This window comes from Terrimonas ginsenosidimutans, from assembly GCF_022012415.1.
Taxonomy (GTDB): Bacteria; Bacteroidota; Bacteroidia; order Chitinophagales; family Chitinophagaceae; genus Terrimonas_A; species Terrimonas_A ginsenosidimutans.
The window spans coordinates 62,626-74,307 of record NZ_JAKLTR010000025.1; the positions used below are offsets into that span (position 1 = coordinate 62,626).

An 11,682-nucleotide genomic window follows, 5' to 3' on the forward strand; every position below is an offset into this window, starting at 1 on the left:
GCGGGACTATGAGCGAGTCAATCCAACGTTTAAAAATCGGGGAGGGGAAGATCAGTGGTTATTCATCTATCTTCCTGGGTCTGCTGTCCGTAATCGGTGTTGTATGTTTTAAATACCCTGAATGGCTCACCACGCCGGAATTCCGGAATGTGTACACAGGAGATTCGATGAAGATCGTTCTCACAGCAACTATCATTGCATCATTTCTTTTTGCATTGGTCAGTTTTATGCTGAGCAAGCAGAAGAAGTGGGCGATGATCGGTCTGTTGCTTTGTACGGCGGCTATTGTTGTCGGCGGATTCCAGGTGGAAGGACGTTCTGTGGAAAAAACAAGCTGGCATCTTGGTGTTGACTGGCTTTTGCTGGACCTTTTGCTGATGGCCGTGATCTTCGTTCCCATAGAGATGGTGTTTCCAAAAAATAAGAACCAGAGTAAGTTCCATGACGAATGGCGTACAGACCTTTTATATTTTGTGGTCAGTCATTTGTTCATCCAGTTTTTTGGGGTGATCACACAGAAGCCGGCGAAGTTATTTTTCGGATGGATCGGCCTGGATGATCTTCAGCATTGGGTGCAGGGACTGCCATTCGTGATCGAACTGTTGTTTGCCTTCCTGGTGACAGATCTTTTTCAGTATGCGGCACACCGGTTCTTTCATTCACATACCTATTTGTGGCGGTTTCATTCCGTGCATCACTCTACGAAAAATATGGACTGGCTTGCGGGATCCCGTACGCACTTCGTAGATATTTTTGTTACGCGGTCAATGACATTCATTCCTCTTTATATTTTTGGATTTTCAGAGATCACGTTCAACACCTATATCATCTTCATGGCGATCCATGCAGTGTTGATCCATGCAAATACACGGATCAATTTCGGATTCCTTAAATACATCATCGCTACGCCGCAGTATCATCACTGGCATCATTGCGAGGATCCGAGGTATTATGGAAAAAACTTCGCTACTATCTTTCCTTTCATCGACAAGATCTTTGGCACCTATTATCTGCCGGGTAATACATGGCCGGAAGGAACAGGATTGCATGAGACGAATTTTCCCAAAGGATATATGAAGCAACTGGTGTATCCCTTTACGAAAAGCCCTTTTGATGATGATCTGAATATGGAGGAAAGGACGAACCGGTAATCATTGATTGTGTTGGGATAATCTTAGCTCGATGGCTGAAAGCAGGCCGATCAAAAGAATTTCTCCTGTCAGATAGATCAGCTCGACTCTGCTGAGCTGTGCTGCAAAAAACAGCATTAAGCCTGCAGTTAAGCAGCAATAAAGAATGTTGGCGGATGCAATTACTCTGAGATAAATCCAGGGCCGCCGATGTTTTGCGGAGTAATGAAATCCTGAATGTATAGTAAAAGCAAGTGCGATGATCATAAGAATATAATATGATCTTACGGGTATGCCTGTGTTTCTGTGTGAATGGATAAAGATCAACCATAGCAAGATTGCTGAGATCAATGCGCCAATGCCGTCTACCAGGAAAAGCTTCCTTTCTGTTAAATTCATTTTGTGGATGATTGCAGACAGCATTTATGGAAGTTAAGCAGGAATTGTCGAATTTGGATCAGGCGCTAACTGTGATGCTCTTTTGCGGAACAATGGACTAAATTTTAATAGGTCCGTTCACAATTGCTGTTATGATTCATTAAATAAACCTTGTAACAAACGAATTCCATTGTGGTATGAAAAAAATTATTGCCGTCTGTCTGATTGTTTTTATTTATTCCTGCAAGCAAAAGGGAAATCAGCAGGTCGAATCAGGAGCCGGTTCTACAGGAGAGGCATCTCAGCCGGCGCAGACCGCCGACAGTAGTTGGGTTAATAGTTTCAATAGTTTCAGGAATGCATTATACCAGGGGGATAAGGCAGGTGTAAAAAAGTTCTTTCATTTTCCGGTATTGTCTGAGATGAATGAGATCTGGACGATCGTTCCGCAAAATGATCCCAAGTCAGGCCTTGCGTTCCAGGAGAAGATCACTCCTTTTGAAGAAAAAGATTTCGACAAATACTTTCGCGATCTTTTTCCACCGGACGTGGTCAGTTCTATCCTGAAAATAAAGGTGAAAGAGCTTTATAGGAAAGGGAGTTTTGAAACGGAAGAAATGCGTGATACAACGGACAACCAGTATTCATCCCGCAAGATATTCTCAGATTTTAATGCCGGGGAAAAGACCGTGATCATCACATTAAATCATAGTGTATCATCGGTTGAAGATTCAGATGATGGTGGTTTTGATGCCGAATCATCAACAACGTATGTATTTGATATATTAAAGGATGGTGGTCTTAGATTCAGGGCGATCCATTTTGCGGGGTAGTGTATGGCACTACTGGAAGCAGGTTCAAGAGACGCTTCTGATAGTGCTTTTTCGATTGCGCTATAAAAAAGCGTCGCGAGCTGCGCGCTATGAAAAAAAGTTTATGTCAGCGTCTAATATGCCGTGGTGGATGGTCGCCTTCGCGGGAATTTTATCGCCATTATCTTATTTCAGTTCGATTGGCGATACGTTAAAATAAAACAGGTTCGCGTTTGCGAACCTGTTTTATTTTGTGATCCCGCTGGGACTCGAACCCAGGGCCCATACATTAAAAGTGTATTGCTCTACCAACTGAGCTACGGAATCAACCTATTTCCATTCAAAAACGTTAGCCGCTATCTGAACGGGGTGCAAAAATACAGGTTGGGAAGTTCCGCGCCAAAAAAAAAGCAAAATAATTCAAGATTTTTTTTGACCATCTGCTGAATAAAAGAATTCTAATTCCTTTAATATGTTCTCTTTATAAAGATCCATGCGCTATTGCCGGATACGTTCAGCGTTTACCAAACCATCTTAGCCATACCATCGCCAATATGATCGCCGTTACGGAAGCAACCAGTACCGCCACTTTTGCCTGATCCTGTATGGCAGGATCAGCGAAGGCAAGAACTGCAATAAAGATGGACATCGTAAAGCCGATGCCTGCAAGAAATCCCGCACCCGCCAACTGCATCCAGGAAACCTGTTGGGGTAACACTGCTTTCTTGTTTTTCACCACCAGCCAGGATGCAAGCATGATACCCACAGGTTTTCCGATCACCAATCCCAGTATAATGCCCCATGATAAAGAACTGTTCAAGGCACCAATCGCATTCTCCGGCAACATGATCGCTGTATTGGCTAAAGCAAATAAGGGAACTATCAGAAAATTGACCGGGTAATGTAAGCGATGCTTGAAGCTGTCTAGTTTTGATGCGGGGATCATCCATGCGAAGATCACGCCTGCAACGGTAGCGTGAATGCCTGAGTTGAATACGGCGAACCATAAAAGAAGACCGAGCAGAATATGCCAGATACCAAATTTCAGGCGTTGCCGGTTGAGCATGTAAAGAAGGGCGATGACCAATGCAGCCCCCAGCAGATAGAATACCTGTACCGGTTCGCCATAAAATAATGCGATGACAACGATAGCGCCGAGATCATCAATAATTGCCAGTGCTGTCAAAAATATCTTCAGGGATACCGGTACCCGTTTCCCAAGCAGCGAAGCTATGCCTAATGAAAAAGCAATATCGGTGGAAGCAGGAATGGCCCAGCCGCCGGCGAATGAAGTTCCTTTATTGAAAAGTGTATAGATAAAAGCAGGTATGAGCATTCCTCCGATCGCTGCCGCAACAGGCAGTATGGCTTTACTGACGGAAGATAATTCTCCTTCGCGCAGTTCCTGGCGGATCTCCATGCCTGCCAGGAAGAAGAAGATCACCATCAATCCGTCATTGATCCAATGCTCGATGCTGTGGGGTAGGTAAGCCGTATGTATCCAGCTGAGTTCAGATCTCCAGAAATCAGCATAGGCTGAACCGTCAGCGAGATTTGCAAGCAGCAGTGATAGTACTGTGCATGATAATAACAGGATGCCGATCGAACGGCTGTCCCGCATCAGCGCTAAAATGGATCGGGCAATAATTCGGAAGGGCATAATGCAAATATACAGACAGGACAGTCAGTCGCTTCAAACTTCCCCGATCGGTCTCCTCGCAAGCCTATTGCAAAGGCCGCGAAGCAAATGCAAAGAGCGCAGAGAATAGATCCTTTGCGCTCTTTGCATTTACTTCGCGGCCTTCGATAACTTACGCCACATGAAGAAGGTCTTACTTTAATTCGCCCAACCACTGCGTAGCAAACGCTCTGGCCGTTTCTGTAACATCTTTACCGGCACGAAAGCCCTGCTTCCATTCACGATTCTTTGATTCGTATGCGGCATTCACAAATCTTTTTTTGTTGTATTTCTCAATGAGCGCAGCATTATAGTCGATCCCTTTTGTTGCCTCAAGCATTTTTTTCAGCTTCTCTGCGATGAAGAGGTTCACATTTTCCGGGTAGTTCTTTTGCCATTTGACAAGATCCTCTTCATATCTTCTCTGATTATCTTCTGCCTGGTACTTCTCGCCATCCAGCATGATCTTGAACATTTCATTCTTTGGATTCTGATACTCTTTCAATGTTTGCTTTTGCATATCCAGCACAGGTTTCAGGGATTTAGCGACATCCGGAGTTGTTTCCTTGATCGACTTTTCAAGATCCTTAATACTTTTTTCGATCTTTCCAATTTCTTCTTTTTGGATCTCTTCAATGGTACGTTGCTTTGCGGCAACGGGTTTCATCGGTTCTGCACGTTTGCGCATTTCTTCATATTGTTTTTTGAATGCAGCACCGCTGATATATTGTTTCGTGTAAGCAAGCAGGTCTGTGGCTACTGCTTTGCGATCACCTATCGCAATATTCTTCGCGTTGCGTGCTCCGTAATACTGGAGATAACCATTCAGGAAACTGTTTTTGATCCCTTCAGTGCCTGATTGCTGAGAAAGACCCAGCGATTGCCATAAGTCATCCGCGGCGCTTTTGGTAGTGTGAGAAGAAAAGAGAACAAGCGAGGCGGAAAGAAAGGCCAGCACAAACACCGGCAGGTATAAAAATTTACGTTTCATAAAAATTAAAGTTTAAGGTCAATTGGTTTGAAGAGACAAATCTACCCGCCAGGATGGCCGGCAGCAATGCTGCGTGCAATGGCCTGTGCAAACACCGGAATGAGTTGTCGAAATTTTACACTGAAACCAATCCATTCAAGGCAATCCCTGTTTCGGGGGAATTTATTGAATCCCAGTGCTTAAGAGCAGGTTGTGATGGCATTTTTCAGCGTCACAATTCAACCGGGCTTTTCTACAATTCATGACAAGAAAGCCCCAATCAGTAGGCTGATAAATACATTGACCACCAAAACGCGGTATTTTGTGGGCACCACATGTTGAAATTACCCCAATATAGCCGCAAGGATCTGCTCATGCTTTTTTGGGCGGTATTGCCTTTGTCCCTGGTAATCAACTTTATCATCTACGAGAGGGGATACGTGACTCAGCCCCGCATACTGATTTTCGCTACACTGATCACTTTTTCTGTTGTCGGTGCCAGCGCACTGATCTACCGCACTATCGGGCAGGCATTCAGGCAGCGATTTCCGCGGGATGCAGACTTTTTTAAACGGACAATGCTCCTGATATTCCTGTTCCTGCTTACTTCAGCCCTGATCATTTTCGGGTTGTTCAGTATTTACGGCAGCGTTGGGCTACTGCCTGGATCAGGTTATGAAAACAAATTTACCTGGGTTTATCTCCTGATCGGGATCGTGGTCATCTTTTTTGCTTTCCTGAACGAAGGCATTTTTAGTTTTGACAGGTGGAAGAATGAATTAGAGGAAACGGAAAACCTGAAAGTGGCGTACAAACAAAGCCAGTTAATGGGATTGAAGAGCCAGGTGAATCCTCACTTCCTGTTCAACAGCCTGAACTCCTTATCAGGATTGATCCAGGAAGATACCGCGCGCGCAGAAAAATTCCTGGATGAAATGAGCCGTGTTTACCGGTATATGCTTCGCAATGAGGAAACACAGCTGGTCACGCTCGCGACAGAACTTCAGTTCATCCGGTCTTACTTTTCTCTTTTGAAGGCCCGCTATAATGAAGCGATAGAATTACACCTGGACATAACTGAAGAGGATAAAGGAAAACGGTTGCCCCCGCTTAGTTTGCAGGTAATTATTGAAAATGCATTGTTTCAGAACAAAACTGCCAGGGACAGCCCGCTGGTAATACAGATCGCTTCATCTGAAGGCGAAGCGATCATGATCACTAATAATGTGCAGCGAAAAGTAATGACGGAGATCGTGGAATATGAAGCCGGCCTGGATAACCTGGTGAAGCGCTACCAGCTGATGAACCAGCTTCCGGTAAAAATAGAGGAGGAGGCAACAGTGCGCAGGATCTGGCTTCCACTCATTATGAATACAGAGGAGGTAGCCGTATGAAATGGGTAAGAGCAACCAAGGTGCAATGGTATTCCTTCCTGGCTTCGATGCCATTGATCGATCTTGGGCTTAATCATATTCTTTTTGGCGACCGGATCTTTCACGATGCACAGATCTGGCTGATCTCTTTTCCATTGATCTGGCTCATGGGACTGACGATCTGGTACGGGCACGTATTACATGATCGCTGGGCTGAACGGCGCTATCCTGAGATCAGTCAGAGCGGCAAGCGCATCCTCGTGAAATGCCTGGTTGTATTTTTGGTGATGACGCCGGGGCAGATCTTTACCGTGCTGATTTATGAAATGTTCCATATTCTCGATTACCATGTGCAGAAAGGTGATATCGAGAAAACAGTGCTGGTGGGTTTTTCTGTTAACCTGATCTTTCAGACCCTTTGGGAGGCGATCTATATTATGGAGAAGAACAGGGAAAGCCTGGCGGAAAAGGAGATCATTAAACAGATGTCGCTGCAGCAGGAATTTGAGGTGCTGAAAAGCCAGGTGAACCCGCATTTTTTATTCAATTGCTTTAATACGCTTTCGTCACTCATTACCGAGGATGCAGCGAAAGCGGAAGTTTTTCTGGACGAACTCAGTAAAGTATACCGGTATCTTTTACGCAATAATGAAACCGGACTTTCCACTTTGCAAAATGAGTTGCGTTTTATCCGCTCCTATTTTGGATTGCTGAAAACAAGACATGGTGAAGCGGTACAATTCCAGATAGAGACTGATAAACGTTATGATAATTATCTGTTGCCTTCACTGAGCCTGCAATTGCTGGTGGAGAACGCTGTAAAGCATAATGTTCTTTCGAAAAATATTCCGCTGACGGTCGAAGTTTTTACAACAGCAGGGAATAAGCTGGTGGTAAACAATAATCTTCAGCGCCGGACGGTAAAAAGTTCTTCCAATAAGATCGGACTGGAGAATATCAAAGCAAAATATGATCTACTGAAGCAGAAAGGATTTCAGGTGATGGAGGACAATAAGAACTTTACAGTGGTATTGCCGCTGATCTGGGATAATGGTATCGAAAAGAAATGGGGCAACCTGCAAACAAATCGCGAACGGATCACTAAATTGGGGGAGCGGATCGTGAAATGAAGATGGGTTTAAAGTTTAAAGGTTTAATAGTGCTTCTGAAAACTATTAAACCTTTAAACTTTAAAACTGTAAAACTTTGAAGCAGTTAAACAACTAAACCCGTTTTCTCCTTTAAACTCTTGTAACATGAAAGTACTGATTGTAGAAGACGAAGAACTTGCCGTTAAGAAACTGAGGAAAACCCTCGCGTCTGTAGATCCGGATGCGGAAGTGGTAGGAGTGGCAGATAGTATTATGGCGACGGTAAAATGGATCAATGAGAATCCATTGCCGGATCTGATATTAATGGATATCGAGCTATCTGATGGGCAGAGCTTTGAGATATTCAATCGCGTTGCGATCAAATGTCCGGTGATATTTACGACATCTTATGATGAGTATGCACTGAAAGCATTTAAAGTGAATAGTGTTGACTATTTACTAAAGCCGATCCAGAAGGAAGACCTGGAAGCGGCCCTGCAGAAAATGCATCAGCTGAAGGATATGTATAAAAAACCGGATTCAAAGCAGGATATGAATATCGAAAGCCTGGTGAAGGAATTACAGGAAAAGCTGCAATTGAAAGATTACAGGAAACGCTTTCTTGTCAGGCATGCTCAAAAACTGGTATCTGTTGATACGGATGAGATCGCATACTTCTTTAGTGATGGAAGGCTTAACTTTTTCAAAACACACGACAATAAAAAGTTCGTGGTTGACTATACTATGGATGAACTGGAAGAGATGCTTGACCCTCAACGGTATTTCCGGATCAGCCGGTCATTCTATATTTCAGTAAGCAGCGTAGAGCAGATACATGATTATTTCGGAAACAGATTACTGTTACATTTGCGCCCGGCAGTAGACAAAGAGTCTATTGTGAGCAGGGAGAAAGTGACGGACTTTAAGAAATGGATGGGGAAGTAGAGAAAAAGTAAAAAGTCAAAAGTAAAAATCAAAAAAAAGTGACTCCGGTGAATCGAATTCTTTTCGTTTGCCGGAGTCACTTTTTTACTTTTTACACCGTTATCAACAGAATGAGCGCGATGCCGTTTTTGTCATACTGTATGTCAGCTTCTGCATGAATGTTTTTGGAGCGGCTGTTGATCTCGCGGATGCATCGTTCTATATCATCGACCCTTGAATCCATGCGGGCGGTAGCGTCCTGGAGTTTCAGGGAAAGTTTATTGCGGAAGATATCGATGTTGATGAGTGTATCGCGGCCTTCTGCATATTCGGCGATCATCCGTAAGCCTTCTTTGAAGATCAGGAAGAATTCGTTCCTTACTTTCATGTCCATTTTTAGTGAGTGGATCTTTTTATCGACCGAGAGTTCAATTGCCGAGCCATATCGTTGTTTCATTGCGTCGGTGAACTCCATCATTCGCAGGATGGTTTTTTCCATGCTGTCGTTCTCCGGGTCGATGCTCCAGAGGATATCGTCCATTGCGACGATCATATTCTGGCTTTTGCTGCTGATCTGGTCAATATATTCTTTTGAACGGTTGATATCTTTATCTGCCTTTATTTTAGCCATTTCTCCCAGCAGGTTAATATGGCTTAGCGTTGTAGTCACGTCTTTGTGAAGGTTGTTCGCAATTTCCGTTCTTACTTTTTGCAATGCTTTTAGTCGTTCCACGCGTTCCCTGTCTATCCAGTAAAGAATGGTGATCACCAGCAGGGCGAGGAGGCTGTAGAACCACCAGGTTTGCCAGAAATGCGGAGTGATCACGATCTGAACGCGCGTAATGTTCTTGCCAATATTTCCTTCTGCGTCTTCACTTCTCAGCAGGAAAGTGTATTCTCCGGGAGGGAGATAAGTGTAGATGGCCTGGTTGGTATTGTCTGCCGTGCGCCAGTTCTGGTCAATATCCTCCAGTTTATAACTGATGCGGTAGGTAGCATTGTAGCTCAATCCTGAAAATTCAAATGTAACGGAGTTTTCATGAGCATTCAGCCGGATCTTCCCGGTTGCGAGCATTGAATCTACAGGTTGCTGTTTGTTCATGATCTTGATGCCGGTGATCACGATATCCGGGGAAGGATTGTTGATCTTTACTTCCTGTGGGTTGAATATGACGATCTGGTTATCCGATCCAAAGACGATACGGCCATCGGGAAGTACATAGGAAGCTGCCGGGATGAAATGGTCATTGGCGATGCCATCTATGCGGTCGAAATGAATAAAGATCCCGTTTTTGGGGTTTACGCGGAATATGCCGCCGGTAGAGGCGACCCAGATATAGCCGGCAGGATCACGTTCTATTGCCGTAATATAAGCGGGTGTCGATTGGGGATTGGGAATAGCCCGTGTAATTCTTTTCTCCTTTGTATTGTAAAAGTGAAGGCCGCCACTGCCGATCACGATCGTGCTGTCATCATACTGGATGATGGCAGAGGATGAATGCCATAACAATCGTCTTTCCGGTGGTTCATTCATTCCGAAATGCAATACGACCTTGTCGGAAGAGGGATCAATAACATATACGCCCTGGCCTGTTGTTCCAGCCCAGATCAATCCGGTCTTATCGATAAAAAGCTTTACTATCTGCGTCGCGCCCACTTCTTTCAAGGAGGATACGCCATCACTGAATTTATGTTTACCTTTTGCGGCTGTCCATTTCAACAGGCCGATGCTCTGGGTACCCAACCATAGATTGCCATACCTGTCTTCCACAACCTGGCGGATGGTGCGGTTTTTAAATTCCGGCGGGTTGAAATATTCCGAAGTCCTGGTGGTTTGATTCACTTTGAAGATACCGGGCTGTGAGCTCATCCAGATAATATTTGAATCCAGCCGGGAGGCGAACATGCTCCACATCCAGGGACTTTTCTCTTCTTTAAAACCCCTGATATTGATGGGGAGGAGACGGAGGTCTTTGTCGTATTGATACAGGCCGTCATTCCAGGTCCCGGCAAACAGCGTGCCTTTGTTGGTTTGCACAAAAGACATCACCGATCCTTTACCGGGTGCTTTCATTTCACGGTTTGTATGCGGGATATTGGTGAAAAACTGTGAGGCCGGCGCAAAACGATAGATACCGTTATTGCCAGTTGTCAGCCAGATATTATCTTCCCGGTCTTCGATGAAATCAGCGATACCTTCAAAGGAGATACTTTGTTCATTCTGATACTCGGTTGATACGCGCTGGATCTTTTTTTCTTTTTCAAGGTATCGTCCCAGTACGCCAAGTCCTCTGATCCATACGGAGCCATCACGTTGCTGCAGGTAGCCGCGGGTTTCGTGGTATTCGCGGATATCGAGCGGATATCTTTCGATAATGAATTCTTTTTTGGTAAGGTCGTAGAGAAATATGTTTGGGTCTCCGTCTATCCAGCTGTCGAACCAGAACCGGTTATTTGCGTCAAAGAAGACGTTCTGCGGAAAAGTAAATTTTCCCATTCCCGGGCTTAGGGGATTGTGCGGGGAATTATCTGTGGGGTGGAAGGTTTTTTTTAGTTTGGCATTATAGACCTGGAAGCCACCTTCATGTCCGATCCAGTAATTGTCTGTTCCTTTCTGGTGGATCAGGCTGACCATTTTCGTTTCATCCGGAATGGGAATAAAGTTGGCTTCACGGGTGAACCTGTTGGTCTTCCTGTCAAGCGTTACAAATGATTGCCTGAAATAATGAATGAAAAAATTTCCGTTATGATCGGCTATCAGCCTGCGGTCAGCGAGCTTCATCCATTCGGATACGCCGTCTATGGGAATTTCTTTATAGCTGAAATGTTTGGTGTCAAAGATCCCGATCCTGCCATCACCGGTGAGGACCCAAAGCCTGTTTTCTTTATCGAATAACAATTGCTGGATCATGCTGTGCGGAACGGTGCTGGAATCATTTTTCAGCCGCCTGAATGTTATGTAGCGTGATCCGTCAAAACGCTGAAGTCCGTTGTTGGTACCGATCCAGATATAGCCGGTTTCATCCTGAATGACAGAGGTGGTTTCATTGGAAGCGAGTCCGCCGGTAGGGCTGTAGTGAGTAAAGGAATATTGCTTCGTGTCCTGACCCTGGATCGTGTAGGACACAAGCAGCAGCATGATCAGTAATGTATGCAGCCTTGGATGGGGCAAAGTGTGTGTTTGTCAGCCAAATATAATTAATCAGTCTTCAAAACGCGGTTTTCCGGAGTTGAATTGCGGCTGGTGGGGATGAATTGAGGAAAGGGGGGGATGATCTGGAGCGTGGTGATCGTTGACCGTTGACCGTTGTCCGTTGTCCGTTGTT

Annotated in this window: 10 protein-coding genes and 1 tRNA gene; 6 read left to right on the forward strand and 5 right to left on the reverse strand. The window is 44.7% G+C overall.

Features of this window, described 5'->3' with window-relative positions:
* Positions 1-8 precede the first annotated feature (8 nt).
* On the forward strand, positions 9-1,151 hold the full coding sequence (locus tag LZZ85_RS25980) for a sterol desaturase family protein (protein WP_237876603.1): 1,143 nt from the start codon (positions 9-11) through the stop codon (positions 1,149-1,151).
* Here LZZ85_RS25980 and LZZ85_RS25985 read toward each other — a convergent pair whose 3' ends face one another.
* A complete protein-coding gene (locus tag LZZ85_RS25985) occupies positions 1,152-1,397 on the reverse strand; it encodes a hypothetical protein (protein WP_237876605.1) in 246 nt (81 codons plus the stop codon).
* A 25-nt stretch (positions 1,398-1,422) separates the two neighbouring features.
* Here LZZ85_RS25985 and LZZ85_RS25990 point away from each other — a divergent pair, with 25 nt between their 5' ends.
* Together LZZ85_RS25990 and LZZ85_RS25995 are read left to right on the forward strand one after the other, a co-directional pair.
* Positions 1,423-1,566, forward strand: coding sequence for a hypothetical protein (locus tag LZZ85_RS25990; protein WP_237876606.1), 144 nt, complete (start codon positions 1,423-1,425; stop codon positions 1,564-1,566).
* Positions 1,567-1,705: 139 nt separating this feature from the next.
* Positions 1,706-2,341, forward strand: coding sequence for a hypothetical protein (locus tag LZZ85_RS25995; RefSeq protein ID WP_237876607.1), 636 nt, complete (start codon positions 1,706-1,708; stop codon positions 2,339-2,341).
* A 233-nt stretch (positions 2,342-2,574) separates the two neighbouring features.
* On the opposite strand, the gene LZZ85_RS26000 is transcribed toward LZZ85_RS25995, so the two are convergent.
* From LZZ85_RS26000 to LZZ85_RS26010, 3 genes are all read right to left on the reverse strand, one after another.
* Positions 2,575-2,647, reverse strand: a tRNA-Lys gene (locus LZZ85_RS26000).
* Positions 2,648-2,834: 187 nt separating this feature from the next.
* Positions 2,835-3,980 carry a Na+/H+ antiporter NhaA gene (nhaA, locus tag LZZ85_RS26005; protein ID WP_237876608.1) on the reverse strand — a complete coding sequence of 382 codons (1,146 nt, stop codon included), beginning with the start codon at positions 3,978-3,980 and terminating at the stop codon, positions 2,835-2,837.
* A gap of 172 nt (positions 3,981-4,152) precedes the next feature.
* Positions 4,153-4,989 carry a hypothetical protein gene (locus LZZ85_RS26010; protein WP_237876609.1) on the reverse strand — a complete coding sequence of 279 codons (837 nt, stop codon included), beginning with the start codon at positions 4,987-4,989 and terminating at the stop codon, positions 4,153-4,155.
* A gap of 314 nt (positions 4,990-5,303) precedes the next feature.
* On the opposite strand from LZZ85_RS26010, the gene LZZ85_RS26015 reads away from it, so the two are divergent.
* The 3 genes from LZZ85_RS26015 (at position 5,304) to LZZ85_RS26025 (ending at position 8,377) form a co-directional block, all read left to right on the forward strand.
* Positions 5,304-6,362, forward strand: a complete 1,059-nt coding sequence (locus LZZ85_RS26015) for a sensor histidine kinase (RefSeq protein ID WP_237876611.1) — start codon at positions 5,304-5,306, stop codon at positions 6,360-6,362.
* A complete protein-coding gene (locus LZZ85_RS26020) occupies positions 6,359-7,471 on the forward strand; it encodes a sensor histidine kinase (RefSeq protein ID WP_237876612.1) in 1,113 nt (370 codons plus the stop codon). Before LZZ85_RS26015 ends, LZZ85_RS26020 begins: the two co-directional genes overlap by 4 nt.
* 126 nt (positions 7,472-7,597) lie before the next feature.
* Positions 7,598-8,377: a LytR/AlgR family response regulator transcription factor gene (locus LZZ85_RS26025; protein WP_237876613.1), complete on the forward strand. Its 780-nt coding sequence runs from the start codon at positions 7,598-7,600 to the stop codon at positions 8,375-8,377.
* A 91-nt stretch (positions 8,378-8,468) separates the two neighbouring features.
* Here LZZ85_RS26025 and LZZ85_RS26030 read toward each other — a convergent pair whose 3' ends face one another.
* The gene (locus tag LZZ85_RS26030; protein WP_237876615.1) at positions 8,469-11,528 is read right to left on the reverse strand and encodes a ligand-binding sensor domain-containing protein; all 3,060 of its coding nucleotides are present in this window, start codon (positions 11,526-11,528) and stop codon (positions 8,469-8,471) included.
* Between the last annotated feature and the right edge of the window lie 154 nt (positions 11,529-11,682).